This window comes from Enterobacter sp. CPE_E1241 (assembly GCF_045618265.1).
GTDB classification, from domain to species: Bacteria; Pseudomonadota; Gammaproteobacteria; order Enterobacterales; family Enterobacteriaceae; genus Enterobacter; species Enterobacter adelaidei.
In genome coordinates, this window is sequence record NZ_JBIWYV010000001.1 from 3,186,359 (window position 1) to 3,207,718 (window position 21,360).

Annotated in this window: 16 protein-coding genes; 14 read left to right on the forward strand and 2 right to left on the reverse strand. The window is 56.1% G+C overall.

Annotation, left to right across the window (positions count from 1 at the left end; genetic code table 11):
- The first annotated feature begins 24 nt into the window (after positions 1-24).
- From ACJ9Y9_RS15675 to yegS, 11 genes are all read left to right on the forward strand, one after another.
- Complete coding sequence (locus ACJ9Y9_RS15675; RefSeq protein ID WP_028016359.1) at positions 25-1,227, forward strand: MdtA/MuxA family multidrug efflux RND transporter periplasmic adaptor subunit; 1,203 nt, start codon at positions 25-27, stop codon at positions 1,225-1,227.
- Positions 1,227-4,349: an MdtB/MuxB family multidrug efflux RND transporter permease subunit gene (locus tag ACJ9Y9_RS15680; protein ID WP_028016358.1), complete on the forward strand. Its 3,123-nt coding sequence runs from the start codon at positions 1,227-1,229 to the stop codon at positions 4,347-4,349. The genes ACJ9Y9_RS15675 and ACJ9Y9_RS15680 overlap by 1 nt, the downstream gene beginning before the upstream one ends.
- Entirely contained in the window at positions 4,350-7,427 is a 3,078-nt protein-coding gene (mdtC, locus tag ACJ9Y9_RS15685; RefSeq protein WP_028016357.1) for a multidrug efflux RND transporter permease subunit MdtC, read from the forward strand.
- Positions 7,428-8,843: an MFS transporter gene (locus ACJ9Y9_RS15690; protein WP_028016356.1), complete on the forward strand. Its 1,416-nt coding sequence runs from the start codon at positions 7,428-7,430 to the stop codon at positions 8,841-8,843.
- Positions 8,840-10,243 carry a two-component system sensor histidine kinase BaeS gene (gene baeS, locus ACJ9Y9_RS15695; protein ID WP_028016355.1) on the forward strand — a complete coding sequence of 468 codons (1,404 nt, stop codon included), beginning with the start codon at positions 8,840-8,842 and terminating at the stop codon, positions 10,241-10,243. Before ACJ9Y9_RS15690 ends, baeS begins: the two co-directional genes overlap by 4 nt.
- The gene (baeR, locus tag ACJ9Y9_RS15700) at positions 10,240-10,962 is read left to right on the forward strand and encodes a two-component system response regulator BaeR (RefSeq protein WP_028016354.1); all 723 of its coding nucleotides are present in this window, start codon (positions 10,240-10,242) and stop codon (positions 10,960-10,962) included. The genes baeS and baeR overlap by 4 nt, the downstream gene beginning before the upstream one ends.
- A 134-nt stretch (positions 10,963-11,096) precedes the next feature.
- Positions 11,097-11,429 (forward strand): YegP family protein, encoded by a 333-nt coding sequence (locus tag ACJ9Y9_RS15705; protein WP_028016353.1) that lies wholly within the window; start codon positions 11,097-11,099, stop codon positions 11,427-11,429.
- A 155-nt stretch (positions 11,430-11,584) separates the two neighbouring features.
- The gene (yegQ, locus tag ACJ9Y9_RS15710; RefSeq protein WP_407226186.1) at positions 11,585-12,946 is read left to right on the forward strand and encodes a tRNA 5-hydroxyuridine modification protein YegQ; all 1,362 of its coding nucleotides are present in this window, start codon (positions 11,585-11,587) and stop codon (positions 12,944-12,946) included.
- A gap of 416 nt (positions 12,947-13,362) precedes the next feature.
- Positions 13,363-14,328, forward strand: a complete 966-nt coding sequence (locus ACJ9Y9_RS15715) for a hypothetical protein (RefSeq protein ID WP_028016351.1) — start codon at positions 13,363-13,365, stop codon at positions 14,326-14,328.
- 61 nt (positions 14,329-14,389) lie between these two features.
- On the forward strand, positions 14,390-14,941 hold the full coding sequence (locus ACJ9Y9_RS15720; RefSeq protein ID WP_032666696.1) for a hypothetical protein: 552 nt from the start codon (positions 14,390-14,392) through the stop codon (positions 14,939-14,941).
- A 176-nt stretch (positions 14,942-15,117) separates the two neighbouring features.
- Positions 15,118-16,017, forward strand: a complete 900-nt coding sequence (yegS, locus tag ACJ9Y9_RS15725) for a lipid kinase YegS (RefSeq protein ID WP_028016349.1) — start codon at positions 15,118-15,120, stop codon at positions 16,015-16,017.
- Between the two features lie 68 nt (positions 16,018-16,085).
- Here the strand turns inward: yegS and fbaB are convergent, their stop codons facing one another.
- Positions 16,086-17,138, reverse strand: coding sequence for a class I fructose-bisphosphate aldolase (fbaB, locus tag ACJ9Y9_RS15730; protein ID WP_028016348.1), 1,053 nt, complete (start codon positions 17,136-17,138; stop codon positions 16,086-16,088).
- Between the two features lie 249 nt (positions 17,139-17,387).
- Here fbaB and ACJ9Y9_RS15735 point away from each other — a divergent pair, with 249 nt between their 5' ends.
- The 3 genes from ACJ9Y9_RS15735 to ACJ9Y9_RS15745 are packed head-to-tail and all read left to right on the forward strand — an operon-like array spanning position 17,388 to position 20,616.
- Entirely contained in the window at positions 17,388-18,665 is a 1,278-nt protein-coding gene (locus ACJ9Y9_RS15735) for a nucleoside permease (RefSeq protein WP_028016347.1), read from the forward strand.
- Complete coding sequence (locus ACJ9Y9_RS15740) at positions 18,662-19,666, forward strand: ADP-ribosylglycohydrolase family protein (RefSeq protein WP_028016346.1); 1,005 nt, start codon at positions 18,662-18,664, stop codon at positions 19,664-19,666. Before ACJ9Y9_RS15735 ends, ACJ9Y9_RS15740 begins: the two co-directional genes overlap by 4 nt.
- Positions 19,663-20,616, forward strand: coding sequence for a PfkB family carbohydrate kinase (locus tag ACJ9Y9_RS15745; protein ID WP_028016345.1), 954 nt, complete (start codon positions 19,663-19,665; stop codon positions 20,614-20,616). Before ACJ9Y9_RS15740 ends, ACJ9Y9_RS15745 begins: the two co-directional genes overlap by 4 nt.
- Here ACJ9Y9_RS15745 and ACJ9Y9_RS15750 read toward each other — a convergent pair.
- Positions 20,590-21,336, reverse strand: coding sequence for a GntR family transcriptional regulator (locus tag ACJ9Y9_RS15750; protein WP_028016344.1), 747 nt, complete (start codon positions 21,334-21,336; stop codon positions 20,590-20,592). The two genes, ACJ9Y9_RS15745 and ACJ9Y9_RS15750, sit on opposite strands and share 27 nt — an antisense overlap.
- Positions 21,337-21,360: the final 24 nt, after the last annotated feature.

Genomic DNA, 21,360 nt, shown 5'->3' on the forward strand with positions numbered 1-21,360 from the left:
TATTCAGGATGAGAACGTATAACGATGAAAGGCCGTAATAAATCCCGCTGGGCAATCGCCGCTGGCATCATTGTGGTGGTCCTTGCCGCCGCCTGGTACTGGCACAGTCAATCCGCAAACTCCGCAGCACCCGCTGGGGCCACCAGCCAGCCACAGCGCCCGACGGGTGGAGGGCGTCACGGTATGCGCGGCGGTGCGCTGGCACCTGTACAGGCAGCTACGGCACTGAATAAAGCCGTTCCGCGCTATCTTACAGGTCTTGGGACGATTACCGCCGCCAACACCGTAACAGTACGCAGCCGCGTCGACGGCCAGCTGATGGCCATTCACTTCCAGGAAGGTCAGCAGGTCAAAGCGGGCGATCTGTTGGCAGAAATCGACCCGAGCCAGTTCAAGGTGGCGCTGGCCCAGGCGCAGGGACAGCTCGCAAAGGACAACGCCACGCTCGCCAATGCCCGGCGCGATTTAGCGCGTTACCAGCAGCTGGTCAAAACCAACCTGGTATCGCGGCAGGAGCTGGACACCCAGCAGTCGCTGGTCAGCGAAACGCAGGGCACCATCAAAGCCGACGAGGCCGCCGTCGCCAGTGCACAGCTGCAGCTGGACTGGAGCCGCATCACCGCGCCGATTGACGGGCGTGTGGGCCTGAAGCAGGTCGATATCGGTAACCAAATCTCAAGTGGCGACACCACGGGCATCGTGGTGATCACCCAGACCCACCCGATTGATTTAGTCTTTACCCTGCCGGAAAGCGACATTGCGACCGTGGTGCAGGCGCAAAAAGCCGGTAATGGCCTGGTGGTGGAAGCCTGGGACCGCACCAACAAGCAGAAACTCAGCGAAGGTTCCCTGCTCAGCCTGGACAACCAGATCGACACCACCACCGGCACCATCAAGCTCAAAGCACGGTTTAATAACCAGGACGACGCCCTCTTCCCGAACCAGTTCGTCAATGCGCGGATGCTGGTTGCGACCGAAGAAAACGCTGTGGTGATCCCATCGGCGGCACTGCAGATGGGTAATGAAGGGAACTTTGTCTGGGTACTGAACAGCGACAATAAAGTCAGTAAACATCTGGTGAAAACCGGGATTCAGGACAGCCAGATGGTGGTCATCAGCGCCGGACTTTCCGCGGGCGACCGCGTGGTCACCGACGGCATTGACCGTCTGACCGAAGGGGCGAAAGTGGAAGTGGTTGAGCCTGCAAAACAGGGGGAGAAAGCCTGATGCAGGTCATGCCTCCAGACTCGACAGGTGGGCCGTCACGCCTGTTCATTTTACGTCCTGTCGCAACCACGCTGCTGATGGTGGCAATTCTGCTGGCCGGGATTATCGGCTATCGCTTCCTGCCCGTTTCGGCGCTCCCGGAAGTGGATTACCCCACCATTCAGGTGGTAACGCTTTATCCTGGCGCCAGCCCGGACGTGGTGACGTCAGCCATTACCGCGCCGCTGGAGCGTCAGTTCGGTCAAATGTCTGGCCTGAAGCAGATGTCCTCCCAGAGTTCCGGCGGCGCATCCGTCGTGACACTCCAGTTCCAGCTGACGCTGTCACTGGATGTCGCCGAGCAGGAGGTACAGGCCGCCATCAACGCGGCCACCAACCTGCTGCCGTCAGACCTGCCTAATCCACCGGTCTACAGCAAAGTGAACCCGGCGGATCCGCCGATCATGACGCTGGCCGTGACCTCCTCCGCCATGCCGATGACGCAGGTGGAAGATATGGTCGAAACCCGCGTGGCGCAGAAGATTTCTCAGGTTTCCGGCGTTGGCCTCGTCACGCTGGCGGGCGGGCAACGCCCGGCGGTACGCGTGAAGCTCAACGCCCAGGCGATTGCCGCTCTGGGGTTGACTAGCGAAACCATTCGCAGCGCCATCAGCAATGCTAACGTCAACTCGGCGAAGGGCTCGCTGGACGGACCAACCCGTGCCGTTACGCTCTCCGCGAACGACCAGATGCAGTCCGCCGATGAATACCGTCAGCTGATTATCGCCTACCAGAACGGTGCGCCGGTGCGTCTGGGTGATGTGGCGACCGTCGAACAAGGGGCGGAAAACAGCTGGCTGAGTGCCTGGGCCAACAAACAGCAGGCGATCGTGATGAACGTCCAGCGTCAGCCGGGCGCAAACATCATTGAAACCGCAGACAGCATTCGCACCATGTTGCCGCAGCTGATCGAAAGCCTGCCGAAATCGGTCAGCGTAAAAGTGCTTTCCGACCGTACCACGAATATTCGCGCGTCGGTCACCGACACCCAGTTCGAGCTGATGCTGGCGATTGCGCTGGTGGTGATGATTATCTATCTGTTCCTTCGCAACGTTCCGGCAACCATCATTCCCGCCGTCGCCGTCCCGCTCTCGCTGGTGGGGACGTTTGCGGTGATGGTGTTCCTCGATTTCTCAATCAATAACCTGACGCTGATGGCGCTCACCATCGCCACCGGGTTCGTGGTGGATGATGCCATCGTGGTCATCGAGAACATCTCGCGCTATATCGAGAAAGGGGAAAAACCGCTGGCGGCCGCGCTAAAAGGTGCGGGTGAGATCGGCTTTACCATTATCTCGTTGACCTTCTCGCTGATTGCGGTGCTGATCCCGCTGCTGTTTATGGGCGATATCGTCGGCCGTCTGTTCCGCGAGTTTGCCGTGACCCTGGCGGTCGCCATATTGATTTCTGCGGTCGTCTCGCTGACGCTGACCCCGATGATGTGCGCCCGCATGCTAAGCCATGAGTCCCTGCGCAAGCAAAACCGTTTCTCCCGCGCCTCCGAACGCATGTTTGAACGTATTATCGCGGCGTACGGACGTCTGCTGGCGAAAGTGCTCAACCATCCGTGGGCAACGCTCGGCGTGGCGCTCGGTACGCTGGCGCTAAGCGTCTTACTGTGGATCGTGATCCCGAAGGGCTTTTTCCCGATTCAGGACAACGGCATTATTCAGGGCACGCTTCAGGCACCGCAGTCGGTCTCCTTCGCTAACATGGCCCAGCGGCAGCAGCAGGTATCTGAGATCATCATGAAAGATCCGGCGGTGGAGAGCCTGACCTCCTATGTCGGCGTGGATGGCACCAACCCCTCTCTGAACAGCGCACGTCTGCAAATCAACCTTAAACCATTGAGTCAGCGTGACGATCGCGTAAACGCGGTGATTGAACGTCTGCAAGAGTCCGTGGCGCGCGTGCCTGGCGTGGAACTGTATCTGCAGCCGATTCAGGATTTGACCATTGATACCCAGGTCAGCCGCACCCAGTACCAGTTCACGCTGCAGGCCACCACGCTTGATGCCCTCAGCACCTGGGTACCGCAACTGGTGGATAAGCTAAAAACCCTGCCGCAGCTCTCTGACGTCAGCAGCGACTGGCAGGACAAAGGTCTGGCAGCGTATGTGAATGTGAATCGTGACACCGCCAGCCGTCTGGGCATCACAATGGCAGACGTCGATAACGCGCTGTATAACGCCTTTGGGCAGCGGCTGATCTCCACGATTTACACTCAGGCGAATCAGTATCGCGTGGTGCTGGAGCACAACACCGAGCACACGCCTGGCCTGGCAGGGCTGGACTCTGTACGCCTGACCAGCAAAGACGGGGGGATTGTGCCATTAAGCGCCATCTCGACCGTGGAAGAGCGCTATACCCCGCTGTCGATTAACCATCTGGACCAGTTCCCGTCCACCACCATTTCTTTCAACGTACCGGATAACTATTCTCTTGGCGAAGCCGTGGAAGCGATTCTGGCCGCAGAGAAAACGCTGAGCTTCCCGTCCGATATTCAGACCCAGTTCCAGGGCAGTACGCTGGCGTTTCAGGCGGCGCTCGGCAACACCATCTGGCTGATTGTCGCGGCGGTGGTCGCAATGTATATCGTGCTCGGCGTGCTGTATGAAAGCTTTATCCATCCGATCACCATCCTCTCTACCCTGCCGACGGCAGGTGTCGGGGCACTGCTGGCATTGATGCTGGCGGGTAGCGAGCTGGATGTGATTGCGATTATCGGCATCATCCTGCTTATCGGGATCGTGAAGAAAAACGCCATCATGATGATCGACTTTGCTCTTGCTGCCGAGCGCGAGCAGGGGATGAACCCGCGCGATGCGATTTTCCAGGCCTGCCTGCTGCGTTTTCGTCCGATCCTGATGACCACCCTGGCCGCCCTGCTGGGCGCGCTGCCGCTGATGCTCAGTACCGGTGTCGGCGCGGAGCTGCGTCGTCCTCTGGGGATCGGCATGGTCGGCGGTCTGCTGGTGAGCCAGGTGCTGACCCTCTTCACCACGCCGGTGATCTACCTGCTGTTCGACCGCCTGGCGCTGTGGACCAAAAGCCGCTTCCCGAAACGTGAAGAGGAGGCATAAGTGAAGTTTTTCGCTCTCTTCATTTATCGCCCGGTGGCGACGATTTTAATCTCGCTCGCCATCACCCTTTGCGGCGTACTGGGATTCCGGCTGCTGCCGGTGGCACCCCTGCCGCAGGTAGATTTTCCGGTGATCATGGTTAGCGCCTCGCTGCCTGGCGCATCGCCGGAAACGATGGCCTCGTCAGTCGCCACACCGCTGGAACGGTCACTCGGGCGGATTGCCGGAATTAATGAGATGACCTCCAGCAGCTCGCTGGGCAGCACGCGTATCATTCTGGAGTTCAGCTTCGATCGGGATATTAACGGTGCGGCACGCGACGTGCAGGCCGCCATTAACGCCGCGCAAAGCCTGCTCCCGAGCGGAATGCCGAGCCGCCCGACCTACCGCAAGGCTAACCCGTCCGATGCGCCGATCATGATCCTGACGCTGACCTCGGATACCTACTCGCAGGGGCAGCTTTACGACTTTGCGTCTACCCAGCTGGCGCAGACAATCTCACAAATTAACGGCGTCGGTGACGTGAGCGTCGGCGGGAGCTCCCTGCCCGCCGTGCGCGTGGGCTTGAACCCGCAGGCGTTGTTCAATCAGGGCGTGTCGCTGGATGACGTGCGCTCCGCCATCAGCACTGCCAACGTCCGTAAACCGCAGGGTGCCGTCGAGAACAACAGCCATCGCTGGCAGATCCAGACGAACGACGAGCTAAAAACTGCCGCCGAATATCAGCCACTGATCGTCCACTATAACAACGGTGCAGCGGTACGTTTAAGCGACGTGGCCAGCGTCACGGACTCGGTGCAGGACGTGCGTAACGCCGGGATGACCAACGCCAAACCGGCGATTTTGCTGATGATCCGCAAGCTGCCGGAAGCCAACATTATTGAGACGGTGAACAGCATCCGCGCGCGTCTTCCGGTGTTGCAGGAGACGATCCCGGCTGAGATCGATTTGCAGATTGCCCAGGATCGCTCCCCAACCATTCGCGCCTCGCTTGAAGAGGTGGAGCAAACGCTGGTTATCTCCGTCGCGCTGGTGATCCTGGTGGTCTTCCTGTTCCTGCGATCCGGCCGCGCGACGCTGATCCCGGCAGTCGCCGTACCGGTGTCGCTGATTGGTACCTTTGCCGCCATGTATCTGTGTGGCTTTAGCCTCAACAACCTGTCGCTGATGGCCTTGACCATCGCAACGGGATTTGTGGTCGATGACGCCATCGTGGTGCTGGAAAATATATCCCGCCATCTGGAAGCAGGTGTCAAACCGCTACAGGCGGCGCTTCAGGGAACGCGCGAGGTAGGCTTTACGGTGCTCTCCATGAGCCTGTCACTGGTGGCGGTATTCCTGCCGCTGTTGCTGATGGGCGGGCTGCCGGGCCGGTTACTGCGGGAGTTTGCCGTCACCCTCTCCGTCGCTATCGGTATTTCGCTGATCATCTCCCTTACGCTCACGCCAATGATGTGCGGCTGGATGTTAAAACGCAGCCAACCGCACTCGCAGCCGCGCCGTAAAGGCTTTGGTCGCATCCTGATGGCCATACAGGAGCGCTACGGCAAATCACTGAAATGGGTGCTGAACCATACCCGCCTGGTCGGCCTGGTGCTCATCGGTACCATTGTGCTCAACGTCTGGATGTACATCACCATCCCGAAAACCTTCTTCCCGGAACAGGATACCGGGGTGTTGATGGGCGGTATTCAGGCTGACCAGAGCATTTCGTTCCAGGCGATGCGCGGCAAGCTGCAGGACTTTATGAAGATCATTCGTGAAGACAAAGCGGTGGATAACGTCACCGGCTTTACCGGTGGATCGCGCGTCAACAGCGGAATGATGTTTATTACTCTGAAACCGCGCGGAGAGCGCAACGAAACCGCCCAGCAGGTGATTGACCGTCTTAGGGTGAAACTCGCCAAAGAGCCTGGTGCCAATCTGTTTTTGATGGCCGTTCAGGATATCCGCGTTGGCGGGCGTCAGGCGAATGCCAGCTATCAGTACACGCTGCTCTCTGATGATTTAGCGGCCCTGCGCGAGTGGGAGCCGAAGATCCGCAAGGCGCTGGCCGCCCTGCCGGAGCTGGCGGACGTGAATTCCGATCAGCAGGACAACGGTGCAGAGATGGCCCTGACCTACGACCGCGAGACCATGTCACGTCTGGGCATTAATGTTGAAGCCGCCAACAGCCTGCTGAACAATGCCTTCGGTCAGCGCGAGATCTCCACCATCTATCAGCCGATGAACCAGTATAAAGTGGTGATGGAAGTTGATCCGCGTTACACCCAGGACATTAGTGCCCTGGATAAAATGTTTGTGATCAATAACGACGGCAAGGCGATACCGCTTTCGTACTTTGCCAGCTGGCGGCCTGCCAACGCGCCGCTGTCGGTGAACCATCAAGGGTTGTCAGCAGCATCGACCATCTCCTTTAACCTGCCAGCCGGTTCATCACTTTCCGAGGCCAGTGATGCGATCAACCGCGCGATGACACAGCTTGGCGTGCCGTCTACCGTACGCGGTAGCTTTGCCGGAACGGCGCAGGTATTCCAGGACACAATGAACTCGCAGGTGATTTTGATCCTGGCCGCCATTGCCACGGTCTATATTGTGCTTGGCGTACTGTATGAGAGTTACGTTCATCCGCTGACGATCCTCTCGACGCTGCCGTCGGCGGGTGTCGGGGCAATGCTTGCGCTGGAGTTGTTTGGTGCGCCATTCAGCTTAATCGCCTTAATCGGGATCATGCTATTAATCGGCATTGTGAAGAAAAATGCGATCATGATGGTGGACTTCGCGCTGGATGCTCAGCGTAACGGCAACCTGTCGCCAGAAGAGGCGATATTCCAGGCCTGTCTGCTGCGTTTCCGTCCGATCATGATGACCACCCTGGCGGCGCTGTTTGGCGCGCTGCCGCTGGTTATCTCGGGCGGAGACGGCTCAGAGCTGCGCCAGCCGCTGGGGATCACCATTGTCGGCGGTCTGGTCATGAGCCAGCTGCTGACGCTGTACACCACGCCGGTGGTCTATCTGTTCTTTGACCGTCTGCGACTGCGTTTTTCGCGGAAAAACAGAACTACGGTGACCGAATAAATGACCGACCTCCCCGCTAACGTTCGCTGGCAACTATGGATTGTCGCCTTCGGCTTCTTTATGCAGTCGCTGGACACGACCATCGTCAATACCGCCCTCCCCTCGATGGCGAAAAGTCTGGGAGAGAGTCCGCTGCATATGCATATGGTGATTGTCTCCTACGTACTGACGGTTGCGGTGATGCTGCCGGCCAGCGGCTGGCTGGCGGACAAAGTCGGCGTGCGGAATATCTTCTTTACCGCGATCGTCTTGTTTACCACGGGTTCGCTGTTTTGCGCTCAGGCCAACACTCTCGACCAGCTAATCATGGCGCGGGTGTTGCAGGGCGTTGGCGGGGCGATGATGGTCCCCGTCGGAAGGTTAACAGTTATGAAAATTGTTCCACGTGAGCAATACATGGCTGCAATGACCTTTGTAACCCTTCCCGGTCAGGTGGGGCCGCTGCTGGGCCCGGCGCTGGGCGGTATGCTGGTGGAATACGCGTCCTGGCACTGGATATTCTTAATCAACCTTCCTGTTGGCATCATCGGTGCCATTGCCACCCTGATGCTGATGCCTAACTACACCATGCAAACCCGACGCTTTGATTTCTTTGGTTTTATCCTGCTGGCGGGAGGAATGGCAACGCTGACGCTGGCACTCGACGGACAAAAAGGTCTTGGGATTTCGCCCCTGACGCTCGGGCTCCTGATCGCGCTCGGCGTTACCGCCATACTGTGGTACCTGTGGCACGCCAGAGGTAACGATAAAGCGCTGTTCAGCCTGAACTTGTTTAAAAACCCGACCTATCGCCTTGGCCTGTTCGGCAGCTTCGCCGGGCGCGTCGGCAGCGGCATACTGCCGTTTATGACACCCGTTTTCCTGCAAATCGGGATGGGATTTTCGCCGTTCCATGCGGGCCTGATGATGATCCCGATGGTGCTCGGCAGCATGGGAATGAAGCGAATCGTGGTGCAGGTAGTGAACCGCTTTGGCTACCGTCACGTGCTGGTAACCGCCACGCTGGGTCTGGCGCTGGTCAGCCTGCTGTTTATGGCCGTGGCGCTGATGGGCTGGTACTACGTTCTGCCGCTGGTGCTGTTCTGCCAGGGGATCATTAACTCCATGCGTTTCTCGTCGATGAACACGCTGACGCTGAAGGACCTGCCGGACGATCTGGCGAGCAGCGGCAACAGCCTGCTGTCGATGGTTATGCAACTGTCGATGAGCGTGGGCGTCACCGTAGCGGGTTTACTGCTCGGTATGTACGGACAACACCATCTCAGCGTAGATACCCCGGTCGCGCATCAGGTCTTTTTATACACCTATCTCAGCATGGCGGTCATCATCGCCCTGCCCGCTTTCATCTTCGCCAGAGTGCCTGATGATACCAGCAAGAATGTCGTTATCCGGCGCAGTAAAAGGAGTGAATCATGAAATTCTGGCGACCGGGCATTACCGGTAAGCTCTTTGTCGCAATATTTGCCACCTGTATTGTCCTGCTGATCACCATGCACTGGGCCGTGCGGATCAGCTTTGAGCGCGGTTTTATTGATTACATCAAGCATGGCAATGAACAGCGTTTACAGGGCTTAAGCGATGCGCTGAGTGAACAGTACGCCCAGCACGGCAACTGGCGTTTTCTGCGCAATAACGACCGCTTTATTTTCCAGATCTTGCGCTCGCTTGAGCATGACACCGGTGACGATCGCCCTGGGCCAGGCATGCCCCCGCACGGCTGGCGCACGCAGTTCTGGGTGATCGATCAGGATATGCGCCCGCTGGTTGGCCCGCGCGCGCCGATTCCGCCGGACGGCACCCGTCGTGCGATCAAAGTGAATAACGCGACCGTCGGCTGGGTTATCGCCTCGCCGGTGGAGCGCCTGACGCGCAATACCGATATTAACTTTGACCGTCAGCAGCGCCGGACAAGCTGGCTGATTGTCGCCCTCTCCACCCTGCTCGCCGCGCTTGCCACCTTCCCGCTGGCGCGCGGTCTGCTCGCCCCGGTGAAACGGCTGGTGGAAGGCACGCACAAGCTGGCCGCCGGGGATTTCACGACCCGCGTCGATACCCGCAGCCAGGATGAACTGGGTAAGCTGGCTCAGGACTTTAACCAGCTCGCCAGTACCCTGGAGAAAAACCAGCAGATGCGCCGCGATTTTATGGCCGACATTTCGCACGAGCTGCGCACCCCTCTGGCAGTGCTGCGCGGCGAGCTGGAGGCCATTCAGGATGGTGTACGCCAGTTCACGCCTGAATCGGTGGCCTCATTGCAGGCCGAAGTGGGCACGCTCACCAAACTGGTGGATGACCTCCACCAGCTCTCTATGTCCGACGAAGGGGCGCTGGCCTACCAGAAAGCGCCTGTCGACGTGATTAGCGTCCTGGAAGTCACCACCGGCGCTTTCCGGGAACGTTTTGCCAGCCGCAATCTGAAAATTGATCTCTCTTTGCCAGACAGCGCGGTGGTGTTTGGCGACAAAGACCGGCTGATGCAGCTTTTCAACAACCTGCTGGAAAACAGCCTGCGCTACACCGACAGCGGTGGCGGGCTGCATATCTCCGGCAAACAGGAAAACGGGAACTTTGCCCTGACCTTTGCCGATTCCACCCCCGGCGTGCAGGACGCACAGCTGGAAAAACTGTTTGAGCGTTTCTACCGTACCGAAGGCTCGCGCAACCGTGCCAGCGGCGGTTCCGGTCTGGGACTGGCGATTTGCGTTAACATCGTTGAGGCGCATAATGGCACGATCCGCGCCGCCCATTCGCCTTTTGGCGGGGTTAGCATTACAGTAGAGTTACCTCTGGAACGGGATTTATCGAGAGAAGCATGACCGAGTTACCGATTGACGAAAACACGCCGCGCATTTTGATTGTGGAAGATGAGCCGAAACTTGGGCAGTTACTGATCGACTATTTACGCGCGGCAAGCTATGCCCCGTCGCTGATTAATCATGGCGACCAGGTGCTGCCGTACGTGCGCCAGACGCCGCCGGACCTGATCCTGCTGGATCTGATGCTCCCCGGTACCGATGGCCTGACCCTGTGCCGGGAAATTCGTCGCTTCTCCGACGTGCCCATCGTCATGGTCACTGCCAAAATTGAAGAGATTGACCGCCTGCTGGGCCTCGAAATCGGTGCAGATGATTACATCTGTAAACCCTACAGCCCACGTGAAGTCGTCGCCCGCGTGAAAACCATTCTGCGCCGCTGCAAGCCTCATCGTGAACTGCAGGTGCTGGACGCAGAAAGTCCGCTGATTGTGGATGAAAGCCGTTTTCAGGCGAGCTGGCGTAACAAGATGCTGGACCTGACCCCTGCTGAGTTCCGCCTGCTGAAAACCCTCTCCCACGAACCGGGGAAAGTCTTCTCCCGCGAACAGTTGCTGAACCGCCTGTATGACGATTACCGGGTGGTGACCGACCGCACCATCGACAGCCATATCAAGAACCTGCGCCGTAAGCTGGAAGCGCTGGATGCCGAGCAGTCGTTTATTCGCGCGGTGTATGGCGTGGGGTATAGATGGGAAGCGGATGCATGCAGGATTGCGTGACATTTTCGCTATCAAACCCGCCACCGGCGGGTTTTTCATTTCTGGAATCCACACGATAATCAACCATACTCTCTTTACCGATGCGTTTATTTATCATCGGCACTGATAAATTCACTTTCGATCAAGGAGTTCTTATGTCTGGTTGGTTCGAATTAAGCAAAAGCAGTGATGGTCAGTTCAGGTTTGTTCTTAAAGCAGGGAACGCAGAAACCATTCTTACCAGTGAGCTGTATACCACCAAAAGTGCCGCTGAGAACGGTATTGCCTCCGTGCGCTCAAACAGCCCGCTGGAGGAACGTTATGAGAAGAAAACAGCCTCTAACGGCAAATTTTATTTCAACCTCAAAGCGGGCAATCATCAGGTAATTGGCACCAGCCAGATGTACGCATCTGAGCAATCGCGGGATAAGGGCATTGCATCAGTGAAAACTAATGGTCCGAGCCAGACCGTAAAAGACAACACCTGACACAGTTTATACTCGCCGGGTTAGTGGCGTAACGCCCCGGCGCTTTACCTCCCCGTCCCGCAGCGCTACAATGCCCGCCCTTAAAGTGGGGGATCTCCCCTTACCGCTGCACCGGGTGCACGCGGATCTGACCTGTCATCAGAACGAGAACAAACATGTTTAAACCGGAACTCCTTTCCCCGGCGGGAACGCTGCAAAATATGCGTTACGCTTTCGCTTATGGTGCCGATGCTGTCTACGCGGGCCAGCCTCGCTACTCGCTGCGCGTGCGCAACAACGAATTCAACCACGAGAACCTCCAGCTTGGCATCAACGAAGCGCATGCTCAGGGTAAAAAATTCTACGTGGTGGTGAACATCGCGCCGCACAACGCCAAGCTGAAAACGTTCATCCGTGACCTGAAGCCGGTGGTGGATATGGGGCCGGACGCGCTGATCATGTCGGACCCGGGTTTAATCATGCTGGTTCGGGAAAACTTCCCGGAGATGGATATTCACCTCTCCGTACAGGCTAACGCCGTTAACTGGGCGACGGTAAAGTTCTGGAAACAGATGGGGCTGACCCGCGTCATTCTGTCTCGCGAGCTTTCGCTGGAAGAGATCGAAGAGATCCGCACCCAGGTGCCGGATATGGAAATCGAAATCTTCGTTCACGGCGCGCTGTGCATGGCCTACTCCGGCCGCTGCCTGCTCTCCGGTTATATCAACAAGCGCGACCCGAACCAGGGCACCTGCACCAACGCCTGCCGCTGGGAGTATAACGTCCAGGAAGGTAAAGAAGATGACATCGGCAACATCGTTCATAAGCATGAGCCGATTCCGGTGACCAACGTTGAGCCTACGCTGGGCATCGGCGCGCCAACCGACAGTGTGTTTATGATTGAAGAAGCCAAACGTCCGGGCGAGTACATGACCGCTTTTGAAGACGAGCACGGCACCTACATCATGAACTCGAAAGATCTGCGCGCCATCGCCCACGTCGAGCGTCTGACCCAGATGGGTGTGCACTCACTGAAAATTGAGGGCCGCACCAAATCCTATTACTACTGCGCGCGTACCGCCCAGGTCTATCGCAAGTCCATCGACGATGCGGCAGCCGGTAAACCGTTCGATACCAGCCTGCTGGAAACCCTGGAAGGCTTGGCGCATCGCGGCTATACCGAAGGCTTCCTGCGCCGTCACACCCACGACGACTACCAGAACTACGAGCACGGCTACTCCGTTTCCGAGCGTCAGCAGTTTGTCGGTGACTTCACCGGCGAGCGCAAAGGCGCGCTGGCGGCTGTGGCGGTGAAAAACAAGTTCACCAAAGGCGACAGCCTGGAGCTGATGACCCCGCAGGGCAACATGAACTTCACGCTGGAACACCTGGAAAACGGTAAAGGCGAAGCGATTGAAGTTGCACCGGGTGACGGTCATACCGTCTGGTTGCCGGTTCCGGAAGAGGTGGAGCTGAAGTTCGCACTGCTGATGCGTAATTTCGATGGCGAAAGCACCCGAAACCCACACAGCAAATAGTTAATCAGGGGAATTTTTTCACGCTGGGATAATTCTTAGAAACGGATCACATACCGCTTCGTTCAATACGGGTATTATCCTCAGCGCTGAAAAACATAACCCATAAATGCTAGCTGTACCAGGAACCACCTCCTTAGCCTGCGTAATCTCCCTTACGCGGGCTTATTTTTTTGTAAAATTCAGTCCACTTATTAAGATTTAAACTGCAAAGACCCACCGTATGAAGAGTGTAGAGTCGGGGCTGCGTCTGCGGGAACACCTTTTGTGAAAATCAGGGGGATATGACATACATCGCACTTTTTGTTGGATCTGGCAGAAAGGCATGCTATTCGGAGAATTCCTAACCCCCAACCATGACATGCCCTTTACTCTTGATTTCTTAGCACTATACGATTTCACATGGATGGAGAGACAACATGGCATTTCCTGGTCAGATTTCAAAGGATATTCCGGATTACGAACTCGCACGCAGTCTTGGTCTTGCCTCCGGTGGCGATATAAATTTCACCGCCCTTGCCAGTCAGTTGGACTGCAGCCGAAACTTTAGTCAGGTTGGGATCATCTATTCAGACGGTGCGCGCCAGTGGCTGGTAAGACCCTCAAGACGGATTGCAACACCAAACGAAAGCTCGGTAAGTCATGTAGTCATAACTAAAGTGAATGCCTCTTCGAATAATCCCATCCAGGCTACGACGACTACGATTCAGTCACCTTCATTAGCGACCGAGATCGGTTCTACGGCGATTTCTTGCGGAGCCGCAATTCTTACTGTCGTCCTCGCCGCAGGTGCAGGTATGGCCATTCCTCTCACCGCAGGCTCCTCCGGCGCTGTTGCCGCTGTGATTGTCGCCGGTGGTGTGGCAACAGGAATTCAGTGTGCAAACGGGCTTGGCCGATTGTCACTTATTGCCATGAATCATAATGACTATATAGCGTGGATGGATTCCCAGGAGTGGTATACCGCAACCAATACCGCTCTCGATGCAATTTCACTTGCCGGGGCAGCCGCGGGTCTAAAAAGCGCTGTATTAACCTACCGTCTTCTCAATCGCTCGACATCTGAAAGTTTACTCTCTTTGCTGCAAAAAATGAGCCGAGCGGACCGCTCGAGGTTGACAGAAGAGATCATTCGTATCCGAAATCCAGGCATCTCGAATTCAGGTGTAAAAGCAGCGATGAAAGCTGGGGTTTACCCTAAACGTTATCCATCGGAAGCGTTGCAGTTGCTCTTACAGCGTGAACTGTTGAATGCCATTTCAAACTCCTCGGCATTTGTTGGAAGTGCTGTCTCGGGTACAATCAGGAATCCGCAGAATATTACACAATCTGGTAAATACGTTTTTGGTTTGATTCAGTCTTTTTCATTTACAGGAAGTTATTGACCCGGACATGATAAATTACATCAAGAAGAGCCTTGCATTAAGTACTGTAATAACAGGTGAAATGGCGACTGACGATCGCCAACGGCTTGAATCATTGAAAGATCGCTTAAAAGGTCAGTTCGGTGTTCCTGTGGGTGTACATATGACAGGCATTCCATTAGCAATAAGTACCTTACTCACTATTTTTTGCTACGCTATGCTACAAGTTTCTGTCTGGATGTGGCTATTTCGTCTGCTCGGCTTACCTGAATTCAAAGTAATGATGGGAGTATTCCTGGCAGCAGTAGCGTATTGCATGATAGTGATGACCACAATGTTCCTGGCTGCCCGGGGTTCCTTGACAGGATATAAACTGCATATTTCCGTTATCACGCTGACTGGCTTGATGAACATCGTTTATTTTATCTGGACGTGGAATTCGCTTTTATTCGGCTCTGTTGAGAATTACACACCACAAATAACTTCTTTTTTAGGGCTGGTATTTTTCTGCCTGAATATCGCGTGGATGAATACATCGGTCTTTTACCGTTCAATCGCTCTAACGCTACATAATCGGGTTTGGCGTAAGCAGTTGAAAATTGAGGCAAAGCAAATGGCAGGCCTCAAAGGTTGACGGTAAGAGTCTATTGAGCGAAAGCCGTACAAAGAGTCAACAACACGGGGGACATCTTTCGTTGTAAAGGAGCCCCTTTTTACACAGGCTTATTTTTTCCCTTTCATCCTGTTCTTACGCGCTTTTTTCCTCCCTGCTATACACTCTTACTAACGCTAAAAAAGGGAGCAGCGCGGATGGCAACCTATCCAGACAGTTTATTGATTCTCAATGGCAAAAGTGCAGGCAACGATCTGTTGCGTCAGGCAATTCAGGTTTTGCGTGAAGACGGTGCGCGTATCCACGTGCGAGTGACATGGGAAAAAGGCGACGCGGCACGTTATATCAATGAAGCGCTCGGCCTGGGTGTCAAAACCATTATTTCCGGCGGCGGTGATGGCACCATCAATGAGATCGCGTCTGCCCTGATTGATTTAAACCAGGCCAACCGCCCGGTGATGGGGATTTTGCCGCTCGGTACCGCCAATGATTTTGCTACCAGCGTCGGGATCCCGGAAGATTTAGAGAAAGCACTCCAGCTGGCAATCCTTGGCAAGGCCACCGCCGTGGATATTGCCCAGGTGAATGACAAAACCTGCTTTATCAATATGGCGACCGGCGGATTTGGTACGCGCATTACCAGCGAAACGCCGGAAAAACTGAAGGCGGCGCTGGGTGGTGTTTCATACCTGATCCATGGACTGATGCGAATGGACACCCTAAAGCCAGACCGCTGTGAAATTCGCGGTGAAGATTTTCAGTGGCAAGGTGACGCGCTGGTGATTGGTATCGGTAATGGCCGTCAGGCAGGCGGTGGGCAGCAGCTTTGCCCGGAAGCGCTGATTAATGACGGTCAGCTGCAGTTGCGTATTTTCACAGGTGATGGACTGCTGCCCGCACTGTTTACCACATTGACCCGCCCGGAAGAGAGCCCGAATATTATTGACGGGGAATCAGCATGGTTTGAAGTGGATGCTCCGCACGGGATGACGTTTAATCTGGACGGAGAGCCATTGAGCGGGAAGCGTTTCCGCATAGAAGTTTTGCCCGGCGCGCTACAATGCAGATTGCCGCCGGATTGTGCGCTTTTGCGCTGATGTTTTACACAGTGCACGATGATGCCCTCACCCCAACCCTCTCCCACCGGGAGAGGGAGATGGAGGCGTCAGGCAATCGTCACTTTGCTGTCCAGATACACATCCTGAACGGCATTGATCAGCTTCACGCCATCGGCCATTGATTTTTTAAACGCCTTACGACCCAGGATCAGCCCCATGCCGCCCGCACGTTTGTTAATCACCGCCGTACGCACCGCGTCGGACAGGTCGGTATCACCGCCCGCAGCACCACCGGAGTTGATAAGCCCCGCGCGTCCCATATAGCAGTTCGCCAGCTGGTAGCGCACCAGGTCTATAGGGTTATCGCTGGTCAGCTTGCTATAGACACGGTCATCGGTGTAACCAAAGTTTACCGCTTTGTACCCGCCGTTATTCTCGGCCATTTTCTGCTTCACGATATCTGCGCCGATGGTCGCCGCCAGGTGGTTCGCCTGGCCGGTCAGGTCAGCGGACACGTGATAGTCCACGCCGTCTTTTTTGAACGCCGAGTTACGCAGGTACGCCCACAGCACCGTCACCAACCCCAGCTCGTGCGCGCGTTCAAAGGCCGCAGAGATCTCTTCAATCTGACGGCGCGACTGCTCGGAACCGAAGTAGATGGTCGCCCCGACGGCTACCGCGCCCATATTGAACGCCTGCTCTACGCTGGCGTAGAGGGTCTGGTCATATTCTGTCGGGTAGCTGAGGGTTTCGTTGTGGTTCAGCTTCACCAGGAATGGAATACGGTGGGCATAGCGACGTGAAACGGATGCCAGTACGCCATAGGTCGACGCCACACAGTTACAGCCCGCTTCAATCGCCAGCTCAACAATGTTCTTCGGATCGAAATAGAGCGGGTTAGCCGCAAAAGATGCACCGGCCGAATGTTCAACCCCCTGATCTACCGGAAGGATAGAGAGATACCCGGTGCCGCCGAGTCTGCCGGTGTTGTAGAGCGTCTGCATATTTCTCAGGACCGCAGGCGGACGGTTGTTATCAACCATTACGCGGTCAACATAGTCGTGACCAGGCAGATAGAGCTGGTCGGCTGGAATGGTCATACAACGATGCTGTAAAAGGCTGTCGGCGTCTTTGCCAAGCAACTGTGCAATATCAGTCATGTGATACTCCCGTAAGTCCGACGTCATGTCGGTGAATGTAATCCATTCCCACATATTTGCGGGCAGACTAAGCCTGGTACCGACTTAACAGATTTTCCAGCTTTTGCATTTTTTTCAGCGCAATCTGCTGGCTCGTTTCGTGTACAACAAAACTGTTACACCGATCAAACATTCGCCACAAAGGTATTTAAAAGGTATTATTGAATGGTATGTTAAAGGCGTACCCTCTCTGACATGCAGGATTAAAAAATGAAAACGAAAGTCCAACTGTCGTTCATGATGTTTGTTGAATGGTTTATCTGGGGCGCGTGGTTTGTGCCGCTGTGGCTGTGGTTGAGCAAGAGCGGTTTTACCGCCGGAGAAATTGGCTGGTCTTACGCCTGTACAGCGATTGCCGCCATTCTCTCACCTATTCTGGTCGGCTCGCTGACGGACCGCTTCTTTGCCGCGCAGAAAGTGCTGGCGGTGCTGATGTTTGCCGGTGCCATTCTGATGTACTTCGCCGCACAGCAAACCCAGTTCAGCACCTTCTTCCCGCTGCTGCTGGTTTACTCTCTGACCTATATGCCCACTATCGCGTTGACTAACAGTATTGCCTTCGCCAACGTGGACGACGTCGAGGCCGATTTCCCACGTATCCGCGTGATGGGGACGATTGGCTGGATTGCCTCCGGGCTGGCGTGCGGTTTCCTGCCGCAGATGCTGGGCTTTAGCGATATTTCCGATACCAATATTCCGCTGTTGATGACCGCAGCCAGCTCCGCCCTGCTCGGCGTATTTGCTCTGTTCCTGCCGAACACGCCGCCGAAAAGTACCGGCAAGCTGGATTTCAAAGTGATGCTGGGGCTGGATGCGTTGATCCTGCTGCGCGATAAAAACTTCCTGGTGTTCTTCTTCTGCTCGTTCCTGTTCGCCATGCCGCTGGCCTTCTATTACATCTTCGCTAACGGCTATCTCACCGAAGTGGGGATGAAAAACGCCACCGGCTGGATGACGCTGGGCCAGTTCTCCGAAATCTTCTTTATGCTGGCGCTGCCGTTCTTCACCAAACGCTTTGGTATTAAGAAGGTCTTACTGCTGGGCCTGATCACCGCCGCTATCCGCTACGGGTTCTTCGTTTACGGCGGTGCGGAACAGTACTTCACTTACGCCCTGCTGTTCCTCGGCATTCTGCTGCACGGCGTGAGCTACGACTTCTATTATGTGACCGCCTATATCTATGTGGATAAAAAAGCGCCGGTGCATATGCGCACCGCCGCACAAGGTCTGATTACGCTGTGCTGCCAGGGCTTTGGTAGCCTGCTGGGTTACCGTCTGGGCGGCGTGATGATGGAAAAAATGTTCGCATACAAAGAGCCGGTGAACGGGCTGACCTTCAACTGGGCCGGAATGTGGGCATTCGGAGGGATCATGATTGCCGTGATCGCCGTGCTGTTTATGCTGTTTTTCCGCGAATCGGATAAAGAGATCACCGCAATTGAGGTGGTTGATGGCGATGCCGCGCTGACACAAGGGGAAGTGAAATGAAACAAGAACGTGTTCTCGGTGCCCTTTACGGGCAGGCGTTAGGGGATGCAATGGGGATGCCGTCGGAGCTGTGGCCGAGAAAGCGTGTCAAAGCGCACTTTGGCTGGATCGACCGCTTTTTACCCGGCCCGGCAGAGAATAATGCGGCCTGCTATTTCAAACAGGCCGAGTTCACCGATGACACCTCCATGGCACTATGTCTGGCGGATGCGATTATCGAATGCGATGGGGAGATTAACGCAGACGTTATCGGCAAACATATTCTGCACTGGGCGCTCGATTTCGACGCGTTTAATAAAAACGTGCTCGGCCCGACCTCCAAAATCGCGCTTAACGCGATTCGCGACGGGAAACCGGTTAGCGAACTGGAAAACAACGGCGTGACTAACGGGGCGGCGATGCGTGCCTCCCCGCTGGGCTGCCTGCTCCCGGCGACGCGTCTGGAACACTTTGTTGAACAGGTGGCGCTGGCTTCCAGTCCGACCCATAAATCGGATCTCGCGATTGCCGGCGCGGTGGTGATTGCCTGGGCGGTTTCTCGCGCCATCGACGGCGAACGCTGGCAGAACATCGTCGATGCCCTGCCGGGTATCGCCCGCTATGCGCAGGAGGTGAAAACCACCACCTTCAGCGCGTCGCTGGCAGCACGTATTGAGCTGGCGCTTAAAACCGTGCGTGAAGCCAACGGCACAGAATCGGCCAGCGAGCAGGTGTATCAGCTCGTCGGGGCTGGAACCAGCACCATCGAGTCCGTTCCGGCGGCCATTGCGATGGTTGAACTGGCAGGAACCGACCCGAACCGCTGTGCCATTTTATGTGCCAACCTGGGCGGTGATACGGACACCATTGGCGCGATGGCGACGGCCATATGCGGCGCACTGCACGGGGTGCAGGCTATTGATCCGCAGCTGAAAGAGGAACTCGACGCTGTGAACCAGCTTGATTTTGGTCACTATTGCGAGAAACTGCTGCACTACCGGGAGCAAAGGGAGGGCGTATGAATTCTTTTGCCCAACGCCTTAAAACACTGCACGCGACACGACCGGTGACGGTGCTGGGCGCAGCGGTCATTGACGTTATCGCCGATGCCTACGCCCTGCCCTGGCGCGGATGTGATATCGAGCTTAAACAGCAGGGCGTCAATATCGGCGGCTGTGCGCTGAACATTGCCATAGCCCTTAAACGGCTCGGCATCGCGTCGCAAAATGCACTTCCCGTCGGCCATGGCGTGTGGGCGGATATTATCCGCAACGCCATGGCGAAGCAGGATTTGCACAGCGCCGTCGAGGCCGAAACCGGCGATAACGGCTGGTGTCTGGCGCTGGTAGAGCCGGATGGTGAACGCACTTTTATGTCATTTAGCGGTGTGGAAAACCAGTGGCAACAGCATTGGCTGGAAGCACTTCACGTGCCGCCAGCGAGTCTGGTATATCTCTCCGGTTATCAGCTGGCATCGCCGTGCGGCGAGCTCCTGACGTCCTGGCTGGAAGGGTTACAGACGATCGCCGCCTTTATTGATTTTGGCCCACGCATCGCCGATATTCCTGACGCACTAATGGCGCGAATTATGGCCTGTAAACCGATCGTCTCACTTAATCGCCAGGAGGCGCAGATTGCTGCTGAACGATTTGATATCGCGCCTGCACGCTTAGGGGCACAGTGGCAGCAGCGTTTTGGTTCGGCGCTAATTATTCGCCACGACAAAGACGGTGCGACCTGGCATGACGGTGACGCCTCAGGTTCTGTTCCGGCGTTTCCCGCCACCGTGGTCGATACAATCGGGGCAGGTGACAGTCATGCTGGCGGAACGCTTGCCGGGCTGGCTGCGGGGTGGAGTCTTGCAGACTCTGTCCTGCTGGGTAATGCGGTAGCCGCCTGGGTTGTCAGCCACCGTGGCGGTGATTGCGCCCCTACTCTCGAGGAATTACTCCTCGCACACAAAGACGTATAGGTCGCTGCGACAGTAGCTGATGCTGTACTCAATCGGCCGGTGCTGCTGGTCAAGTGCAACCTGCTTGATCACCAGTACCGGAATTTTGTCATCCATCTTTATATGCGCCTGAAATTCGCTGTCCGGCATACGGGCGCTCACCCGTGAACGGGTACGCTGCGGGAAGATGTTCTGGCTGCGAAAATAGTCGTACAGCGAGATACCAATGGCATCCGGATCGTGAATCAGCCCCACCGGAACCCACGACTCCTCAATCGACACCGCATCATCGTCGACATAGCGAATACGCTTAAGGAGAAAGACCTCGCTCTCCGGCTCCACCGACAGCTGGCTGGCGACCTCTTCCGGACACTTCACCACGCGTTTATTCACCCAAAGCGTATTGGGCTTTTTACCGCGTAGTACCACCTGCTGAGAGAAACCGCGCGCTTCTTTAAGCGAATATTCAAAGATGTTGTTAATTTGCGTCCCGTAACCCCGGGCACGCGTCACCACCCCTTCGGACTCCAGAGCCTGCATCGCTTTGCGCACCGTAATGCGCGACACACCGGTTAACTGACTCAGATCGCGCTCGCCGGGCAGAATATTGCCGTGCTCCAGCACCCCGCTGCGCACCGCATTTTTTACCGTTTCGGCAAATTTCAGATACAGCGGCGTATTGTCGGGCGCGGCGATCCGTTCATTTAGTTGATCGATTAACCGGGTATGCGCTTGTTCCATCTCTGTTTTTCTCAGGCGTGGTGT